General features: G+C 71.6%; 14 protein-coding genes and 1 riboswitch. Of the genes, 10 read left to right on the top strand and 4 right to left on the bottom strand.

Translation table 11 applies throughout. The features are described from left to right. Positions 1-1,449, bottom strand: a complete 1,449-nt coding sequence (locus OG496_RS42980; RefSeq protein ID WP_405974716.1) for a sodium:solute symporter — start codon at positions 1,447-1,449, stop codon at positions 1-3. A gap of 159 nt (positions 1,450-1,608) precedes the next feature. On the opposite strand from OG496_RS42980, the gene OG496_RS42975 reads away from it, so the two are divergent. Beyond that, the gene (locus OG496_RS42975) at positions 1,609-3,186 is read left to right on the top strand and encodes a PucR family transcriptional regulator (RefSeq protein WP_405974715.1); all 1,578 of its coding nucleotides are present in this window, start codon (positions 1,609-1,611) and stop codon (positions 3,184-3,186) included. Between the two features lie 3 nt (positions 3,187-3,189). Here OG496_RS42975 and OG496_RS42970 read toward each other — a convergent pair whose 3' ends face one another. Next, on the bottom strand, positions 3,190-4,797 hold the full coding sequence (locus OG496_RS42970; RefSeq protein WP_366498116.1) for a metallophosphoesterase family protein: 1,608 nt from the start codon (positions 4,795-4,797) through the stop codon (positions 3,190-3,192). Positions 4,798-5,143: 346 nt separating this feature from the next. Between OG496_RS42970 and OG496_RS42965 the strand changes: the two genes are divergently transcribed. The 9 genes from OG496_RS42965 (at position 5,144) to OG496_RS42925 (ending at position 17,200) form a co-directional block, all read left to right on the top strand. Then, entirely contained in the window at positions 5,144-5,677 is a 534-nt protein-coding gene (locus tag OG496_RS42965) for a universal stress protein (protein ID WP_405974714.1), read from the top strand. Between the two features lie 165 nt (positions 5,678-5,842). Then, complete coding sequence (locus OG496_RS42960) at positions 5,843-6,286, top strand: SAV_915 family protein (RefSeq protein ID WP_405974713.1); 444 nt, start codon at positions 5,843-5,845, stop codon at positions 6,284-6,286. A gap of 12 nt (positions 6,287-6,298) precedes the next feature. Next, on the top strand, positions 6,299-7,636 hold the full coding sequence (gene lysA, locus OG496_RS42955; protein ID WP_405974712.1) for a diaminopimelate decarboxylase: 1,338 nt from the start codon (positions 6,299-6,301) through the stop codon (positions 7,634-7,636). Positions 7,637-7,751: 115 nt separating this feature from the next. Further along, positions 7,752-9,557: a methylmalonyl-CoA mutase family protein gene (locus tag OG496_RS42950; protein ID WP_405974711.1), complete on the top strand. Its 1,806-nt coding sequence runs from the start codon at positions 7,752-7,754 to the stop codon at positions 9,555-9,557. Beyond that, positions 9,557-11,743: a methylmalonyl-CoA mutase gene (scpA, locus tag OG496_RS42945; RefSeq protein ID WP_405974710.1), complete on the top strand. Its 2,187-nt coding sequence runs from the start codon at positions 9,557-9,559 to the stop codon at positions 11,741-11,743. The genes OG496_RS42950 and scpA overlap by 1 nt, the downstream gene beginning before the upstream one ends. Next, a complete protein-coding gene (meaB, locus tag OG496_RS42940; RefSeq protein WP_366498121.1) occupies positions 11,740-12,723 on the top strand; it encodes a methylmalonyl Co-A mutase-associated GTPase MeaB in 984 nt (327 codons plus the stop codon). Before scpA ends, meaB begins: the two co-directional genes overlap by 4 nt. Positions 12,724-12,834: 111 nt before the next feature. Next, a riboswitch (cobalamin riboswitch) is annotated at positions 12,835-13,061 on the top strand. A gap of 141 nt (positions 13,062-13,202) precedes the next feature. Beyond that, a complete protein-coding gene (gene metE / locus OG496_RS42935) occupies positions 13,203-15,521 on the top strand; it encodes a 5-methyltetrahydropteroyltriglutamate--homocysteine S-methyltransferase (protein ID WP_405974709.1) in 2,319 nt (772 codons plus the stop codon). Between the two features lie 122 nt (positions 15,522-15,643). Continuing rightward, positions 15,644-16,222, top strand: coding sequence for a histidine phosphatase family protein (locus tag OG496_RS42930; protein ID WP_405976820.1), 579 nt, complete (start codon positions 15,644-15,646; stop codon positions 16,220-16,222). A 243-nt stretch (positions 16,223-16,465) separates the two neighbouring features. Continuing rightward, positions 16,466-17,200, top strand: a complete 735-nt coding sequence (locus OG496_RS42925; protein WP_405976819.1) for a polysaccharide deacetylase family protein — start codon at positions 16,466-16,468, stop codon at positions 17,198-17,200. A 1-nt stretch (position 17,201) separates the two neighbouring features. Here the strand turns inward: OG496_RS42925 and OG496_RS42920 are convergent, their stop codons facing one another. Both OG496_RS42920 and OG496_RS42915 read right to left on the bottom strand, forming a co-directional pair. Beyond that, positions 17,202-18,422, bottom strand: coding sequence for a cytochrome P450 (locus tag OG496_RS42920; protein ID WP_405976818.1), 1,221 nt, complete (start codon positions 18,420-18,422; stop codon positions 17,202-17,204). Positions 18,423-18,537: 115 nt separating this feature from the next. After that, on the bottom strand, positions 18,538-19,548 hold the full coding sequence (locus OG496_RS42915; protein WP_405976817.1) for a DUF2278 family protein: 1,011 nt from the start codon (positions 19,546-19,548) through the stop codon (positions 18,538-18,540). Between the last annotated feature and the right edge of the window lie 132 nt (positions 19,549-19,680).

Genomic DNA, 19,680 nt, shown 5'->3' with positions numbered 1-19,680 from the left:
TCAGACCACGCTCAACTCCGGCGCGGCGACGGCCTGTTCGCCTGCCAGGCGGCGGTGCCAGGCCTGAACCACGGCCTCTTCGGTCGGCTTGGTGAGGAGGCTGACGGCGACGTAGGCGACCAGGCCCGCCAACAGGCCGTAGTAGATCGGCTCGTTGGCGAGCAGGCCGTCGGTCACCATGAGGACGATCACCGTGGTGCCGCCCGCGATCATCGAGGCCATGGCGCCGGGGAGGTTGCCGCGCTTCCAGACGAGGCCGCCGAGGATGGGCACCAACAGGCCGCCCACCAGCAGGTTGTAGGCGACGGTGAGGGCTTCGATGACGTCGCCGAGGGCGCAGGCTACGCCCATGGCCGCGACGCCGAGGACGACGATCGCGAGCCGGTTGGAGCCGATCCCGTCACCGTCCCGCGCGTCGGTGCGATGGCGCAGCCGTGCCCAGATGTCGTTGTTGGCGACGGTCGCCGAGGCGATCAGGGCGCCGCTCGCCGTCGACATCATCGCGGAGAGCGCGGCGGCCAGCACCAGGCCCCGGACACCGGTCGGCAGGGCGTGCCGGACGATCGTCGCGAACGCGTCGTCGGCGCTGGCGAGTTGGGGGTAGAGGGACTTGGTGGCCATGCCGATGACGGCGCCTGCGAGGGCGTAGACCAGGCAGTAGACGCCGGCGACCGTGCCGCCCCAGGAGGCGACTTTGTCGGAGCGGGCGGTGAACACCCGCTGCCAGATGTCCTGTCCGATGAGCATGCCGAAGGTGTAGATCAGGACGAAGGTGACGATGGTCTGGCCGCCGATGGAGGTCGGGGAGAAGTAGCCGTCCGGGAGCCTGTCCGCCATCTCGGCGAAGCCGCCCGCCCTGACCACAGCGATGGGCAGCAGCAGGGCGAGCACACCGAGGCTCTTGACCACGAACTGCACCATGTCGGTGAGGGTGATGGACCACATGCCGCCGAGCGCCGAGTAGCCGACGACGATCGTGCCGCCGATGACCACCGCGACCCAGCGCGGCACGTCGAACAGGACGTCGAAGACACTGGCGTACGCGATCGTCGAGGTCACCACCAGCATCAGCGTATAGATCCACATCACCACGCCGGCGATCACGGCAGCGGTGTCGCCGTAGCGCAGGGAGAGCATCTCGGCGACGGTGTAGACCTTGAGGCGGGCGATGCGGGCCGAGAAGAAGACCGACAGGGCCAGCAGTCCGAGGCCGATCGCGAAGACCATGGCGGCGCCGGAGATGCCGTAGGTGTAGCCCAGCCGTACGCCGCCGATGGTGGAGGCGCCGCCGAGGACGACGGCGGCCATCGTGCCGGTGTACATGAGCGGGCCGAGGCGCCGTCCGGCGACCAGGAAGTCGCTCTTGGAGGCGGCGCGTTTCCTGCCCCACCAGCCCACGCCGATGATGCCCAGCAGGTAAGCGGCCATGACGAAGTAGTCGACGGTCATCGGAGACCTCCGGATTCGAGGGGTGGTGCCCTGGGAGTGGGATGACGTTATCGGCGTTCGCGCTGGCGTCGAAGTGGCGGCTCTGTCCACTATGGAGTCGTCCATTGGATGATTCCGACAGTCCCGCAGGACACCGCCGGGCCGGGAGGATGTCCCCTCATGACCGAGTCCGACCAGCCGTCCGTGCCGCTGAGCGTGCTGCTCGCCGACCCCGCCCTCGCCCTGCGCCAGGTCGCCGGGCCGGTCGGGGAGCACCGGGTCAGCACGGTCGGCACCACGGAGATCGAGGACCCGTCGCCGTACCTGGTGGGCGGCGAACTGCTCCTCACGGCGGGCGTGCGGCTGCCGCTCGACGCCGAGGGCGTCGACACGTATGTACGGCGGGTCGTCGCGGCCGGGGTGACCGCGCTCGGCTTCGGTGTCGTCCCCGTGCACGACGAGGTGCCGCCCGAACTGGTCGCCGCCTGCGACCGCCACGGACTGCCGTTGCTACGGCTGCCGCCGGCCACCCCGTTCGTGGCGGTCGGGCAGGCCACCTACGCGGCGATCGCCGAGGTCCGCAACCGTGAGCTGCGCGAGATCTCCCGGGCCCAGTCGGCGCTGACCGCGGCCGCCGCCCGGCCGGACGCGCTCCGGGCCGTGCTCACCCAGCTCAGCGGGCACACCGGCGCCTGGGCGGTCCTGCACGACGCGCGGGGCCACGAGCTGTTCAGCGCCGGTCCCCGGCCCGCGCCGCCGACACCCGGGCGGGTTCGCGATCTCGCCGTGCGCACGATCGCCCGGGTCCGAACAGGCGCCGCCGGCCGGTCCGTTCCGGCCGCGGCCGCCGATCACCAGGGCGGCACCCATCTGACCGTGCACACCCTGCCCGGTGCGGACGGCACCGCGACGGCGCTCGCCCTCGGCCAGGCCGCCACGACCGCCCCGACCCTGGTCCACCGCCAAGTCACCGGTACGGCGGCGGTGTTGCTGGCCCTGCTCACCAGCCCCCGGCACGCCCTGGGCACCGACACGCACAGCGCGGGCGCGTTGGTACGGCTGATGCTGGGGGCCACCCCGGCCGACGTGGCGGCCTCGCTCGCGCCCGCCGGCACGACGGAGGACGCCGGACACTGGGTCGTGGTCCACGGCCGGCACACGTCCCCGCGCTCCGCCCAGGGCGACGATCCGGCCCAACTCGCCACCCTGGGCACGGCGTTGGGCACGCCCTACCTGTACATCGACGGCTCCGAGCTGAAGGCCCTGGTCGCCGGTGCGCCGGACGCCCGTCCCGACGTGCCCGCGCAGGCAGCCGACTTGGGCTGGGTCCTCGGGTTCAGCACACCCGCGCCCGCCGCGGACCTGGCGCACGCCGATGTGCGGGCCGGGCGGGCCCTGCAACGCGCGATCGCGGCGCAGGTGCCCGCCGCCGTCGACACCAGGGACCCGCTCACCGTCCACGGGATCGTCCCGTCCGCCGAAGCCCGGGAGTTGGCCCGCACCCGCTTCGCCCCGCTCGACGGAGCCGCGTCTCCGGGCGCCTTTGTCCTCCTCGACACCCTGCGGACCTGGCTTACCCTGCACGGCAGTTGGGACCGTACGGCGGCGGCCCTGCACGTCCACCGGAACACCGTGCGGCATCGTCTGGCACGGATCGCCGAACTGCTCGATGTGGACCTGCAGGCCCCCGGCGTGCGGATGGAACTCTGGTTCGCCCTGCACTGGTTGCCGGACGAGGACCAGGACAGCTCCGACTAGGAGTCAGCGGTGGCCGTCGGAGCGCTTGCGGTGGAGCGTGAAGTTCTCGAACACCGACAGGTCGCCGTTCGGCTTGTTCACGTTGTAGTAGGTCACGTGCATACGGGTGGTGTCGCCGGGGTGCGCGCCGGGGTCGACGGTGAACGCGGCGAAGCCGTAGGGGTGTTCGGTGTCCCGGACGCCGATCCAGACCGCCTCCTCCTTGGTGTAGGTGGAGGTGCGCTTGCCGTTGGAGCCGGGGGTCGCCGAGACGGACGTGATGACCTTGCCGGTGCCGTCCTTGAAGAAGCTCTGGTTGGTGGTGCCCGAGACTCCGCCGCCGCCGAGGATCATGTGCACGGTGCCGAGGCCGGTGTCGATGTTGTCGGTGGCCGTGGAGACCGGGTTGGGGGTCAGCGTCTCGGTGCCGCTGACGACTCCGCGGACGGCAAGCGAGCGCTCGTAGTTGTGCTCGTGGCCGCACAGCACCAGGTCGACGCCGTACCGGTCGAAGAGGGGGCCGTACTTCTGGCGCAGGCCGAGGTCGGCACCGTTCGCGTCGGTGGAGCTGACCATGACCTGGTGCATGGCGACGACGATCCAGTCGGTGTCGCGCGAGGCCCGGGCCGCCTTCAACTCCTTCTCCAGGAAGGCGAGTTGGCGTCCGCCGGAGTAGCCGCTGATGTAGACGTCGCCGCCGTCCTGGAGGCAGTTGTCGTCGTTCTGCAGCACGATGACCCGGACCGAGCCGGCCGTGAACGCGTAGTAGAGGCCCGCGAGTTCGGCGTCGGTCTCGGTGGACGGGAGGGCGAAGTAGGTCTGGTAGGCGCCGAGTCCGATCGGGCCGTTGGCCTTCTCGATCTCGTGGTTGCCGGCCGCCGGCATCCAGGGGCGGAAGCGGGCCGAACGGGTGTTGTTGGTGAAGAAGTTGTTCCAGGTGCGCACCCGGTCGACGTCCAGGTTTGCGTAGCAGAGGTCGCCGTTGAGGAGGTGGAAGAGCGGGGCGACCTGCTCGATGCCGGTGACGATGTCCTTCGTCGCGGGGGTGGAGTTCGCGTCGAGGCCGACCGTGCCGTTGGCCGCCCAGGTGACCTGCGGGGCGGACTGGTCGCCGAAGCTGGTGAAGGTGAGCGGCTTGCGTCCGCGCGGCGCGGTACGGAAGGTACCGCTGTCGGGGGTCGCCCCGTCGTGGGTGGCGAGGTAGAGGTAGTCGGTGTCCGGAGTGAGCCGGTTCAGCGCGGCGTGGTGGACGTAGACGGTGCGGCTGGAGGTGCCGTCGACGTAGGTGACGGTGCGGGCCTTGGCGCTGGAGCCGAAGCCGTGCTCCAGCGTGCCGTAGCGCACGACAGGTCTGTTCACCGGTTTGTCGGTGATCCACGAGACGTTCATCTGGGTGCGCGGGTCCGCGCCGAAGGTGAGGTGCAGGCCCTGGACCGGGGTCGCACCGGAGGAGTCCGCGGTGAGGTGAAGGGCCGGGGCGGCGAGCGGGGCGGCCTGCGCCGTGCCTGCTCCCAGCAAGGGGGTGACGGCCGCGCCGGCGCCGGCCGTACCGAGGAGACCCAGCGCGTGACGCCGGCTGACCCCCTCGGACGACTGCGTCGACTCGTCCGGTGTCTCTGTCTGTGCGGTCATGATGCCCTCCCTGGCGAGCAGTTGAGCTGACAACGTCCGCACATTGGCGCTTCCCGGCGGCCCCCGAGTGAACAGTGCGTTGCCAGACGGTCATTGCGGACCGAGGGGCGGGCGCCGGGAGCGATTCTTGCCCCGCGCTTTGCCAGGGACCGCCCCTTCGTTGACACGGGCGGGCGGCCGGGCGCGGATCGAGGCACCATTTCCGGCCACCGTCGGCAGCGCGTCACGGGCGCGTCAAGAATCGACGTCTCGGCGTCAGACGAGCGCCAACACGGCGACACGTCCGCTCTCTTCGGCCCTTCGATGGGACACGCAGACGCCTGTGTACGCCGAGGAGTGAGCGACGATGAGCAGTGACGGACGGGCACGTGCCGTGGTCGGAGTGAGCGGTTCGCCGGGCAGCCTGGCGGCGCTGCACGGGGCGGTGCGGGAGGCCCGCCGCACCGGCGCCGAGCTGCTGGCCGTCCTCGCCTGGGAGCCGCCCGGCGGTGAACTCGCCCATGGGCGCTCGATGTTGGCGCCCCCGCTGTCCCACCTCCGACGCGACGCCGCCGACCGGCTCCTCGCCGTTCTCGACGCGGCCTTCGGCGAGACGGGCCCCGGGGTCCCCTTCCAGTGCCTGGTCGTCCGGGGTACGGCGGGCCGCGCCCTCGTGGAGACCGCCGACCGCCCGGACGACCTCCTGGTCATCGGCGCGGGCCCGCGCGGACCGCTCCGCGGCTTGTTCCCGTCCGTCGCCCGCTACTGCGTCACCCACGCCGCGTGCCCGGTCCTGACGGTGCCGCCGTCGCCCCTGGAGAGCGAGCTGGCCGCCCTGCACCGCCGTATCTCACTGGGGCGGGCGGTGGACGCGCGGGAGCTGACGGAGGGCGGGGGCTGACCGGCCGGCCGCGCCTCCGTCAGCACCGCGTTATGGCTGTGCCGCTAGCCGTCAAGCATCCGTCAGCGAGGCACCCGTACCCCCTCCCGGCGGGCATAGCTTCGAGGAAGCGCCAGGTCAGACCGATCCGGCCACGCACGTCGCCTTGTTACGAGGAGCCGCACGATGTCTCCAGTCGAACCCGCCGAGAAGACCCCCGCGGACCCCGCCGCCGAGGACCCCGAGCCCGCCGAACCCGTCCCGGCCGGGCTGCTGTTCGTCCCCGTCCGGCCGGGACCCGCGGGCTGCACGGCCCGGTTCTTCCGCACCCCGCTGGGCGGCCGTACGGCGGTCGGTTTCACCTCGGCGGCGCGGCTCGCCGCGACCCTGGGGGCCGGGCAGGCCAGCATCAGGCTCTCCGAACCCGCGCTGCGCGCCCTCGCCGCACCGCTGGGCGTCACCGCGCTCACCGTCGACCCGCAGTTCTCCGCCCCCGCCACCGACCGTACGGCGGCCGCCGAGCGGGAGCGGGCGAACTCCTGGCGCCGCCGGCATCCCCAGCACGTCGGTGCCCTGCGCGTGACCGGCGCCGCCGCCGTGGTCGCGTGCCTGAACCTGCTGATCGGCTGAGGAGACCCACCCATGTCCATCCTGGACGCCCCCGTTGTCCCGGTCGCCGACAGCCACGACCTCTCCGTCTGGCCCGGCTCCACCCGTCCCTCCCCCACCGGCGACCTCACCGTCGGCGGTGTCTCGCTCGCCGAGGCCGCCGACCGGTTCGGCACTCCTGTCTACGTCCTCGACGAACAGGAGGTCCGCGACCGCTGCCGTACGTACCGCACGGCGTTCCCGGACGCCGATGTCGTCTACGCGGCGAAGGCGTTCCTGTGCCGGGCGATGGCCCACTGGGTACAGGAGGAGGGGCTCGGCCTCGACGTCTGCTCGGCCGGTGAGCTCGCGCTGGCCGTCACCACCGGTTTCCCGCCGGAGCGGATCGTGCTGCACGGCAACGCCAAGAGCCCGGAGGACCTGCGCACCGCGCTCCGCCTCGGGGTCGGCCGGATCGTCGTCGACAGCACCTCGGAGATCGCCCGGCTGGCCGCGATCACGCCCGCCGACAGCCGCCAGAAGGTGATGGTGCGGGTGGTGCCCGGCGTGGCGGCCGGCGCCCACGTCAAGGTGCGCACCGGCACCGACGACCAGAAGTTCGGCCTGTCGATCACAGACGGCTCCGCGCAGCACGCGGTGACCCGCATCCTCGACCAGCCGCACCTCGAACTCGTGGGCCTGCACTGCCACATCGGCTCGCAGATCGCCACCACGAAGCCGTACGTGGCCGCCGTCCGGCGCATGGTCGGGCTGTTGGCCCGCATCCGCGACCAACACGGCGTCACGCTCCCGCAGTTGGACATCGGCGGCGGGCATGCCATCGCCTACCGCCCCGGCGAGGAACGCCTCGACATCCCGGTCCTCGCCGGCCGGGTCCGCGCGGAGCTGGAGGACGGCTGCGCCCGCGCGGGCCTGCCGATACCCCGGCTCACCCTCGAACCGGGCCGGGCGATCGTCGGCCCCGCCGGGGTGGCCGTGTACCGCGTCCTCGCCGTGAAGCGCACCGGCGACCGCACGTTCGTCGCGGTCGACGGCGGCATGAGCGACAACCCCAGGCCCGCGCTCTACGGCGTGCGCTACGCACCCCGGCTCATCGGCCGCCCCGCGACCGCGCCGCCCCGCCTGGTCACCGTCGTGGGCCGGCACTGCGAGGCGGGCGACATCCTCGCGGACGAGGTCGCGCTCCCCGGCGACGTACGCCCCGGCGACCTCCTCGCCGTACCGGCGGCCGGCGCGTACCACCTGTCCATGGCATCCGGTTACAACCTCGTCGGCCGCCCGCCGGTCGTCGCGGTGGCCGACGGCATCGCACGCGTCCTCGTCCGCCGCGAGTCGCTGGACGACATGAACCGCCGGGACATCGGGCTGTAGCCCCTGACCGGGAGGGCGGGACGGAGCCGGGGAACTGGTCTAGACCGCGCGGAGAGGTTAAGGTCACAGCCACGTCCTCTGCTGCTCACCTGCACATTTGCCCTAGCATCCGAGCATGACGGTCCTGCCCGACGACGGGCTCTCGCTGGCCGCCGAGTTCCCTGACGCGACGCATGAGCAGTGGCAACGCCTGGTCGAAGGCGTACTGCGCAAGTCGGGCAAGGAAGTCTCGGGCGCCGCAGCGGAAGACGCCCTGTCCACCTCGCTGGAGGACGGACTCCGTGCCCGTCCCCTATACACAGCGGACGACTCCGCGCCCGAACCCGGCCTCCCCGGTTTCACCCCCTTCGTCCGGGGCGGCCGCGCCGAGGGCAACACGCTCGGCGGCTGGGACGTACGCCAGCAGCACACGACCGCCGACAACTCCGCGGTCCTCGGTGACCTGGAGAACGGCGTCACCTCGCTGTGGCTGGTCACGGGCGAGCGCGGCATCCCGGTCGCGTCGCTCGGCGCCACCCTCGACGGCGTCTATCTCGACCTGGCGCCCGTAGCCCTCGACGCGGGAAGCGAAGTCGAGCCCGCGGCAACCGAGTTGCTACGGCTGTACGAGGAGCGGGGCGTCGCACCCGAAGCCGCCCGCGGCACCCTCGGCGCCGACCCGCTGGGCTTCGCGGCCCGCACCGGGAACGAGGGCTTCCCCTTCGCCCCCGTCGCCGCGCTCGCCCGGCGCTGCGCCGAGGAGTACCCGGGGCTGCGCGCGCTGACCGTGGACGCGCTGCCGTACCACGGGGCCGGCGGTTCGGCGGCGCAGGAGCTGGGCGCCTCGCTGGCGACCGGTGTCGCTTATCTGCGCGAGCTGACCGACGCGGGCCTGAGCGTCGAACAGGCCGTAGGACAGCTGGAGTTCAGGTACGCGGCGACCGCCGACCAGTTCCTCACCATCGCCAAGTTGCGCGCCGCGCGCAGGCTCTGGGCACGCGTGGCCGAGGTGTGCGGGGCGCCGGGCGGGCAGGTGCAGCACGCGGTGACCTCGCCGGTGATGATGTCCCGCCGCGACCCGTGGGTGAACATGCTGCGCACGACGGTCGCGACGCTGGCCGCCGGGGTGGGCGGCGCCGAGTCCGTCACCGTGCTGCCCTTCGACCACGCGCTGGGCCTGCCGGACGCGTTCGCGCGCCGGATCGCCCGCAACACCTCGACGATCCTGGTCGAGGAGTCGCATCTGTCCCGGGTGATCGACCCGGCGGGCGGCTCCTGGTACGTGGAGCGCCTCACGGACGAACTCGCCCACGCGGGCTGGGAGTTCTTCCAGCACATCGAGCAACAGGGCGGCCAGGCAGCCGTATTGAGCTCGGGCAGCCTCCGCGAGGACCTCGCCACGACCTGGGCGGCCCGCAGCGCGAAGCTCGCCAAACGCCGCGAACCCATCACCGGCGTCAGCGAGTTCCCGAACCTCGCCGAACGCCTCCCGGAGCGCGCCCCCGCCCTCACGGCCCCGTCCGGCGGCCTGCCGCGCGTACGGCGCGACGAGGCCTACGAGGCCCTGCGCGCCCGCTCCGACGCCCACCTCGCGGCGACCGGCTCCCGGCCGCGGATCTTCCTGGCCGCGCTCGGCCCGGCCGCCGCGCACACCGCCCGGCTCTCCTTCGCGTCGAACCTGTTCCAGGCGGGCGGCATCGAGCCCGTCACCGGGGGCGAGTTCGCGGACAGCGGGGCCACCGAGGCCTGCCTGTGCTCCAGCGACGCGCTGTACGAGGAGCAAGCGGCCTCGGTCGCCGGGGAGTTGAGGTCGGCCGGTGCCGGGCACGTGTTCCTCGCGGGCCGCCCCGGGCAGTACTCCGGTGTCGACGCCTACGTCTTCGCGGGCTGTGACGCCGTAGCCGTACTCTCCGCCACCCTCGACCGCATGGGAGTGTCCTGATGGCAGCGATGGGGCGCATCCCCGACTTCTCCGGGATCGAGCTGGGGGCCCCGGCCGTCGAAGCCGGTACCGACGAGTGGCGTGACGCCGTGAAGAAGGCGGCGGGCGGCGACGACCTCCTCTGGGAGACCCCGGAGGGCATCGCCGTCAAACCCCTGTACACGGGGCAGGACTTGGAGGGCCTGGACTTCCTGGCCACCTACCCGGGCATCGCGCCGTATCTGCGCGGCCCGTACCCGACGATGTACGTCAACCAGCCCTGGACGATCCGCCAGTACGCGGGTTTCTCCACGGCCGAGGAGTCCAACGCCTTCTACCGGCGCAACCTGGCGGCCGGCCAGAAGGGCCTGTCGGTCGCCTTCGACCTGCCCACGCACCGGGGTTACGACAGCGACCACCCGCGCGTGACCGGTGACGTCGGCATGGCGGGCGTGGCGATCGACTCGATCTACGACATGCGCCAGCTCTTCGACGGCATCCCGCTCGACAAGATGACCGTGTCGATGACGATGAACGGCGCGGTGCTGCCCGTACTGGCCCTCTACATCGTGGCGGCGGAGGAACAGGGCGTACCGCCCGAGAAGTTGGCCGGGACCATCCAGAACGACATCCTCAAAGAGTTCATGGTCCGCAACACCTACATCTATCCGCCGAAGCCGTCGATGCGGATCATCTCCGACATCTTCGCCTACACCTCGCAGCGGATGCCCCGCTACAACTCCATCTCCATCTCCGGCTACCACATCCAAGAGGCGGGCGCGACAGCCGACTTGGAGCTGGCGTACACCCTCGCCGACGGCGTCGAGTACATCCGGGCGGGCCGGGAGGCCGGGATGGACGTGGACACGTTCGCGCCCCGGCTGTCCTTCTTCTGGGCGATCGGCATGAACTTCTTCATGGAGATCGCCAAGATGCGCGCGGCCCGCCTCCTGTGGGCCAAGCTGGTCAAGCAGTTCGACCCGCAGAACGCCAAGTCCCTCTCCCTGCGCACCCATTCACAGACATCGGGCTGGTCGCTGACCGCGCAGGACGTCTTCAACAACGTCACGCGCACCTGCGTAGAAGCCATGGCGGCAACACAGGGACACACCCAGTCGCTGCACACCAACGCCCTGGACGAGGCCCTCGCCCTCCCGACCGACTTCTCGGCGCGCATCGCCCGCAACACCCAGCTCCTCATCCAGCAGGAGTCCGGCACGACCCGGGTCATCGACCCGTGGGGCGGCAGCGCGTACGTCGAGAAGCTGACCTACGACCTCGCGCGCCGGGCCTGGCAGCACATCGAGGAGGTCGAGGCGGCGGGCGGCATGGCCAAGGCCATCGACGCGGGCATCCCGAAGCTCCGCATCGAGGAGGCCGCGGCCCGCACCCAGGCCCGCATCGACTCCGGCCGCCAGCCGGTCATCGGCGTCAACAAGTACCGCGTGGAGACCGACGAGGAGATCGACGTCCTCAAGGTCGACAACTCCTCCGTACGCACCCAACAGATCCAGAAACTACGGCGGTTGCGCGCCGAGCGCGACGAACAGGCCACCCAGGACGCCCTGCACGCCCTGACCCGGGCAGCGGGCGGTGAGGGCAACCTCCTGGAGCTGGCGGTGGACGCGGCCCGCGCGAAGGCGACGGTCGGCGAGATCTCCGACGCGCTGGAGAAGGTGTACGGGCGGCACGCGAGCCAGATCCGTACGATCGCCGGTGTGTACCGCACCGAAGCCGGCGACTCCCCGTCCGTAGAACGCACCCGGACCCTCGTGGCCGCGTTCGAGGAGGCCGAGGGCCGCCGCCCCCGCATCCTGGTCGCCAAGATGGGCCAGGACGGCCACGACCGCGGCCAGAAGGTGATCGCCACCGCCTTCGCCGACCTCGGCTTCGACGTCGACGTCGGCCCGCTGTTCCAGACCCCGGGCGAGGTGGCCCGCCAGGCCGTCGAGGCGGACGTGCACATCGTCGGGGTCTCCTCGCTCGCCGCCGGACACCTCACCCTCGTACCGGCGTTGAAGGAATCGCTCGCCGAAGAGGGCCGCGAGGACATCATGATCGTGGTCGGCGGAGTCATCCCGCCGCAGGACGTCCCCACCCTCCTGGAGATGGGCGCGGCGGCCGTGTTCCCGCCCGGGACGGTGATCCCGGACGCGGCCCACGACCTGGTGCGACGCCTGGCCGCCGACCTCGGGCACACCCTGTGATCGAGGTCGACACCTATGTGAAGGGCGTGCTCGACGGCAAGCGGGCCCTGGTGGCCCGTGCCATCACCCTCGTCGAGTCGACCAAGCCCCAACACCGGGTCATGGCCCAGGAGTTGCTGACCGAACTGCTCCCGCACAGCGGCCAGGCCCGCCGGATCGGCATCAGCGGCGTACCGGGCGTCGGCAAGTCGACGTTCATCGACGCCTTCGGCACGCTGCTGACCTCGCAGGGCTTCCGGGTCGCGGTGCTGGCCGTGGACCCGTCGTCGACCCGCACGGGCGGCTCGATCCTCGGCGACAAGACCCGCATGGAACGCCTGGCCGTGGACCCGGCGGCCTTCGTCCGCCCCTCCCCCACCGCCGGCACCCTCGGCGGCGTCGCGAAGGCGACCCGCGAGTCGATCGTGGTGATGGAAGCGGCGGGCTACGACGTCGTCCTCGTGGAGACGGTAGGCGTGGGCCAGTCGGAAACGGCGGTCGCGAACATGGTCGACTCCTTCCTGTTGCTGACCCTGGCCCGCACCGGCGACCAACTACAGGGCATCAAGAAGGGCGTCCTGGAGCTGGCGGACGTCATCGCCGTCAACAAGGCGGACGGCCCGCACGAGCGCGACGCGAAGAGCGCGGCACGTGAACTGGCGGGCGCGCTAAGGCTGATGCATCCCGCCGACGCGGCCTGGACCCCACCGGTACTGAGCTGCAGCGCACGCGAGGGCACGGGCCTGGACACGGTCTGGGAGCGCCTGGAACAACACCGTTCGCTGCTGGACTCCACGGGCCGCCTGGCCGCGAAGCGCCGCGAGCAGCAGGTGGATTGGACCTGGACGATGGTCCGAGACGAACTCCTGGGCCGTCTGCACGCCGACCCGACGGTGCGCGCTCTCGCCCCGGACCTGGAACGCCAGGTTCGCGAGGGCGAGTTGACAGCAACCCTGGCGGCAGAACAGATCCTGCGAGCCTTCGGCATCCCGCCCAACTGACCCAACCTGTTTTCAGGGGCGCGGGGCTGTATCGATGTGCGGCTCCGCCACGTGAGCGCGACCAGCCCCCGGCCGGCACCCAAAAAATCGACGCATCCACCCCAGACCCTTTAGGCTGGCCGCGCAGCTGGTTCGCCCCGTCAGCCAGACGGAACGCGTCGCAAGAGGGAACCCGGTGAAATTCCGGGACTGCCCCGCAGCGGTAAGCGGGAACGACCGCCGTCATACGCACTGGGCCCCGCAACAGGACCTGGGAAGCGACGGCCAGTAGGTGTCCTCCGGTTCGCAGGAGGCCGTGCCCGCAAGTCCGAAGACCTGCCACCTGCCCGCACGCGAAGCATTCGCGCGCGGAATCCCGGTGACCTCGTGGGCGGGTCGGCGTACACATCGGCGGACACAACAACCCTCCGATCTGGCGTTCCTTCGCGCTCACGTCCCGACACCGGGATCCAGGGAGATATCTCGCGAAGGAGATTTCCGTGACACCGAAGTCCGCAGCCGCGGCAGCACGGGCAACCGTCTACGGCTACCCCCGCCAGGGCAGGGGCCGGGAACTCAAGAAGGCCATCGAGGGCTACTGGAAGGCCCGCGTCGACGCCGACACCCTCCGCACCACCGCCGCCGAACTGCGCCGCACCAACTGGCGGCAACTGACGGACGCCGGCATCCACGAGGTCCCGACCGGCGACTTCTCGTACTACGACCACGTCCTCGACACCACCGTCATGGTCGGCGCGATCCCCGAACGCCACCGCGCCGCCGTCGAACTCGACGCGCTGGACGGGTACTTCGCGATGGCGCGCGGCACGCAGGACGTGGCGCCGCTGGAGATGACGAAGTGGTTCGACACCAACTACCACTATCTGGTGCCCGAGTTGGGCCCGGACACCGTCTTCACCACCGACTCCACCAAGCAGGTGGCGGAGTTGAAGGAGGCCCTCGCCCTGGGCCTGACCGCCCGCCCGGTGCTCGTCGGCCCGGTCACCTACCTCCTGCTCGCCAAGCCCGCACCCGGCGTGCCCACGGACTTCGATCCGCTGACCCTCCTGGACCGGCTGCTGCCCGTGTACGCCGAGGTCCTCGCCGACCTCCGTGCGGCGGGCGCGGAGTGGGTGCAGCTCGACGAGCCCGCCCTGGTCCAGGACCGCACCCCGGCCGAACTGAGCGCCACCACCCGCGCCTACCGCGACCTCGGCGCCCTCACCGACCGGCCGAAGCTGCTCGTCGCCTCCTACTTCGACCGGCTCGGCGACGCGTTGCCGGTCCTCGCGAAGGCGCCCGTGGAGGGCCTCGCGCTCGACTTCACCGAGTCCGCCGCCGCCAACCTGGACGCCCTCGCCGCCGTCGGCGGACTGCCCGGCAAGCGGCTGGTCGCCGGTGTGGTCAACGGCCGTAACGTCTGGGTCAACGACCTCACCAAGTCCCTTGCCACACTGGGCACGTTGCTCGGTCTCGCCGACCGGGTCGATGTGGCCGCCTCCTGCTCGCTGCTGCACGTGCCGCTCGACGCAGCCGCCGAGCGGGACATCGAGCCGCAGATCCTGCGCTGGCTCGCGTTCGCGCGGCAGAAGACCGGCGAGATCGTCACGCTCGCCAAGGGCCTGGCCCAGGGCACCGACACGATCGCCGCCGAACTCGCCGCCAACCGGGCCGACTTGGCCTCCCGCGCCGGTTCGGCACTCACCCGCGATCCCGCCGTGCGGACCCGGGCCGCCGCGGTCACGGACACCGACGCCCGCCGCTCCCGGCCGTACGCCGAGCGGACCGCGTCGCAGCGCGCGCATCTCGGGCTGCCGCCGCTGCCGACGACCACGATCGGTTCGTTCCCGCAGACCGCCGAACTACGCACCGCGCGGGCCGACTTGAGGGCGCGGCGGATCGACACGGCCGGTTACGAGGAGCGCATCAAGGCGGAGATCGGCGAGGTCATCTCCTACCAGGAGAAGACCGGCCTCGACGTCCTCGTGCACGGCGAGCCCGAACGCAACGACATGGTCCAGTACTTCGCCGAGCAGCTGACGGGCTACCTCGCCACGCAGCACGGCTGGGTCCAGTCGTACGGCACCCGTTACGTCCGCCCGCCGATCCTGGCCGGCGACATCTCCCGCCCCGAACCGATGACGGTCCGCTGGACGACGTACGCCCAGTCGCTCACCTCGCGCCCGGTCAAGGGCATGCTCACCGGGCCGGTCACCATGCTCGCCTGGTCCTTCGTCCGCGACGACCAGCCGCTCGGCGACACCGCCCGGCAGGTCGCACTCGCCCTGCGCGACGAGGTCAACGACCTTGAGACGGCCGGGACTTCGGTCATCCAGGTCGACGAACCCGCCCTGCGCGAGACCCTCCCGCTGCGCGCGGCGGACCGGGGGGCGTATCTCGCCTGGGCCACGGAGGCGTTCCGGCTGACCACCGCCGGCGTCCGTCCGGAGACGCAGGTCCACACCCACATGTGCTACGCCGAGTTCGGCGACATCGTGCGGGCCATCGACGACCTCGACGCGGACGTCATCAGCCTGGAGGCGGCCCGCTCGCACATGCAGGTCGCGCGGGAACTCGCCGAGCACGGTTATCCGCGCGAGGCGGGACCGGGTGTCTACGACATCCACTCCCCGCGCGTGCCGAGCACGGCCGAGGCAGCGGCCTTGCTGCGCAAGGGACTTGAGGCCATCCCGGCGGAGCGGCTGTGGGTCAACCCGGACTGCGGTCTGAAGACCCGCGGCTGGCCCGAGACCCGCGCGTCCCTGGAGAACCTGGTCGCCGCGGCTCGCACGGTTCGTGAGGAGCTGGCCGGGTCCTGACCCGATGGTGGTGGGGCGGCCGGGGGGACACCCTCCCGGCCGCCCCCGCCGTGAGGTGCGTGGGAGACGATGACCCGCACAGCCAGCAGATCCCGCACAGCCCGCAGAACTGGAGCGCCGAAGTGACCAGCCGCATCACCTTGATCTCGCCGGCGATGAACCGGTCCCTGCGGGAGACCCGGTTCGACGACGGCAGCCCGCTCGACCCGAGCGGTACGGCTCGCGCCGCGTCCGTCGCTGGTTCGCTCCGCTCGGTCGACCGGGTGCTGGTCTCGCCCACCGTGCGGTGCCGCGAGACGGCGTCCGCGCTGGGCCTCTCGGCCGTGGCGGAGCCGGAGTTGGCGGGGCTGGACATGGGGCGCTGGCGGGGGCTGACCCTCGACGAGGTGATGGCTCGGGAGCCGGACGCGGTGATGGCCTGGCTGACGGACCCGGACGCGGTGCCTCATGGCGGGGAGTCGGTGCGGGCGCTGCGCGAGCGGGCGGCGGGGTGGCTGGACGTGGCGGGCGGGCTGGAGGGCGGGACGCTTGCGATCGTTGAGCAGGAGTTCGTGCGGGCCGTCGCGGTCACGGTCCTCGACGCGCCTGGGCCCGCGTTCTGGCGGCTTGACGTGCCGCCGCTGACTGCGACCGACCTCAGTGGACGGGCCGGGCGGTGGAATCTGCGGCTCGGGCGGGAGCTGGGAGGCCAGGGCCGCTGAACGCTCCGCTGGATCTGCGGTTCCCTGGCTGCGGGCCGGTTGGGGGCCGGTCGCGCCACGCGGCGGAGCCGCATATCGATACAGCCCCGCACCCCTGATGGGGCGCTGTACCTAACCGGACTGCCGCAACTTCTCCGACTATACACACCGTATATACTCGCTGTGTATAGTCTCGGCATGCCATCACTGAGCGCTCTGCGTAAGAAGAGGGAAAGACCACGGGCCGGGTTGCGTGCCGTCGGCATGTTTGTGGCGGTTGCCGTGCTGGGTCTGGCGTCGAGCGGGTGCACCAAGCTCGATACGACCGCGCCGGCCGCCGCCCGGGCCGAGGCCGCGTCGGCCACCGCGAGGGCGGGTTTCGGGACGGTCGACTGCCGTGAGGCGAAGTGCATCGCGCTGACCTTCGACGCCGGGCCCAGCGAGAACTCGGCGCGGTTGCTCGACATCCTGAAGGAGAAGCAGGTCCCGGCGACCTTCTTCCTGCTCGGCAAGCGGCACATCGAGAAGTACCCGGAGCTGGTCGAGCGCATGGCCGCCGAGGGTCACGAGGTGGCGAGCCACACCTGGGACCACAAGATCCTGACCCGAATAACCCCCGCGCAGATACGCGACGAACTGGTCCGCACGGACGACGCGATAGAGCGGATCACCGGCAAGCGGCCCACGCTGATGCGCCCGCCGCAGGGCCGCACCGACGACGAAGTGCACAAGATCTGCCGGGAGTTGGGCCTCTCGGAGGTGCTGTGGAGCGTCACCGCCAAGGACTACGCGACCACCGACTCCGCGCTCATCACCAAGCGTGTCCTCGCCCAGGCCTCCCGGGACGGCATCATCCTGCTGCACGACCTGTACAAGGGGACCGTGCCCGCCGTCCCCGGCATCATCGACGCGCTGAAGGAGCGTGGGTACGTGTTCGTGACCGTGCCGCAGCTCCTCGCGCCCGGAAAGGCGGAACCGGGGAAGGTGTACCGGCCCTGAGTCACCAGACCAGGTGCAGGGCGTACGGGGAGCGGTGGATCATCGTCGGCCGCATGGTGACCGGGCGGTCCTCCGCCAGCCGTAGACCGGGCAGACGGGTCGTCAACTCCTCCAACGTGAGGCGGAGTTGTTCGCGGGCAAGCTGGGAGCCGGGGCAGCTGTGCACGCCGAAGCCGAAGGCGAGGTGGCGGCTCGGGGTGCGGGTCATGTCGAACGTGTCGGCGCGCGCATGCCGCCTCTCGTCCCGGTTGGCCGCACCGAAGGCGACGAACAGCGTTGCGCCGGCGGGGAGTTCGGTACCGGCGAGGACGACCGGCCGGGTGGTGACCCTGCGGAAGCCCTGCAGCGCGGTGTCGTAGCGGGCGGCCTCCTCGATCGCCGCGGGGATGCGGTCGGGCTCGGCGCACAGCAGCTCCCACTGGTCCGGGTGCCGGAGGAGATGCAGGACGGTCGTGCCGATGAGTGCGGTGGTGGTGAGGTGACCGGCGATGAGCAAGTTCTGGAGATGGGCGACGAGTTGGTGCCGGTGCTCCAGGGTCAGGTCGCCGTCCTCCTCCTCGGCCACCGAGGCGATCAGTTCCGTACCGAGGTCCTGGCGGGGGTGTGCGTGCCGCTCCTGTACGTACCGGTCGAGGGTGCGCTGCATCGCGACGACGTCCTCGGCCGCGGCGATCTGCTCGTCCTCCTCCAGCGGGCGGAAGAGCAACTCCTCGGCGCGGTGGCCCCCGTGGACGACTCCGGGTACGTCGGCGGGGTCCAGACCGACGATCCTGCCGACGACCTCACCGGGCAGCCGCCTGGCGTACGCCGACATCAGCTCGACGTGCCTGTCCTTGGTGAACGCGTCGACCAGCGCCGCGACGCGCTCGGCGGCGTACGGCAGGACGGCCGCGACCCGGGACGGCGAGAGGCCGCGGACGATCGGCGCGCGCAACTGCTGGTGCCGCTCGCCGTCCGCGGTGACGACGACGGGCCGTCCGCCGAACCCGCCACCGAGGACGGCGAGCGCGGCGGGCGCCGGCAGCACGTCCGGCCGTAGGGCCGTCGCCGAGGAGAAGTCCTCGGGACTGCGCAGGACTTCGCGTACGTCGGCGTCCCGGGAGACGAGCCAGGCGTCGAGTTCGGCGAGGTGGGTGAGGCCCTCGGTCCGCCGTGCCCGGGTGTAGGCCGGGTACGGGTCGCGCTGCAGGTCGTCGAGCCTGGCGTGCAGTTCGCGGTCCACGGGACACCCTCCGGCCGATGACGTGATGCGGTGCGGTGCGATGCGGGTCGCGCTCATCGTGCCGTAGGGGTGTGCGGGTGCGGTAGGGAACTTCCGGGCAGAGCAGCCCAGTTGGTCAGAAGACGACCGTCCAGCCCTCCCGTGCGGCCTGGTCCGCGGTGTACGAAACGCCGTGGACCTTGAGGCCGTTCGCGTCGAGGAGGGTGATCTCGCCGCCCTGGTTGCCCAGTTGGACGCCGTCGGTGAGCGGGACGAGCAGGGTGGCGCCCGCGGCGAGGGGGCCGGACGGTACCGCGCAGGAGTGGCCGAGCCGGTCCCGGACCCGCCAGCCGGTCGGATCGAGCGGATCGGGCGAGGCGTTGAGGAGCGTGACGCTCTCCGGCTCGGGCGCCGGGCCGCGCGGGTTGACCAGGGCGGCGACGACGCGGACGGGCTGGCTGCCGGGGTCGGGACGCGAGCCGTCGGTGCCCTCCAGGGTGTGGCCGGTGGTGTCGTCGGTGTGCCAGGACTGGCTCTGGAAGGCGAGGAAGATACCGACCCAGCGGGACTGTGCCGGGAAGTGGATGAGGAGGCCGCCGTCCTGCCAGACCCCGTCGTCGCCGCTGAAACGGCGGCTGTTGCCCTGGTTCATGTGGATGTCGTGGACTCCGTTGCCCGGCAGGAAGCCGAACACCTTGTCCTTGACGGTCGGTTCGGGGCCGAAGCGCTCGCCGAAGACGTACAGCCGGGCGTCCGGGTCGTCCACCGCGCGTCGTACGTAGTGGTCGAGGAGGTCGGCGAGGTCGTTGTCGGGACCGCTCGCGTCCGGCGGGAGGGTGCGGAGCTGCGCCGGGTCGAAGAGGTTGCCGCGCACGAAGTCGAGGTTCGGGCCGCCGGGTCCGGGCAGCAGGGTGTTCCAGCCGCTCGGGAGGCCCTCCAGGCGTGCGGTGACCGGGTGTTGGAAGTCCTCGTTGACGAGATAGAGCAGCTCGGAGGGCTGCTCGGCGGACAGGACGTTGACCGCGGCGCGGAAGTGCGTGCCCGCGTCGTCCGTGAGATGGATCTGGTAGTGCGGTGTACCGGCGGCACCCTCGCGCCTCGTGTCCACCGCGCGCGTGATCAGTACGCCGTAGGCCTTCAGTGGCATGACGACCAACTCCCCCTGCGGGCAGGCGGGATGCCCGCCCATGGGACAAAGCGTAGGGGGGAGGCGCCCGCTCCGGCCGGGACGCGGGGAAACTCGGGGCGGCTGTCCGGTGTACGTCTCCGTACCTATGAA

This window comes from Streptomyces sp. NBC_00988, from assembly GCF_045162645.1.
Lineage (GTDB): Bacteria > Actinomycetota > Actinomycetes > Streptomycetales > Streptomycetaceae > Streptomyces.
Note: the sequence above shows the minus strand (reverse complement) of the source record. Positions and strands in the feature narration are given on the sequence as shown.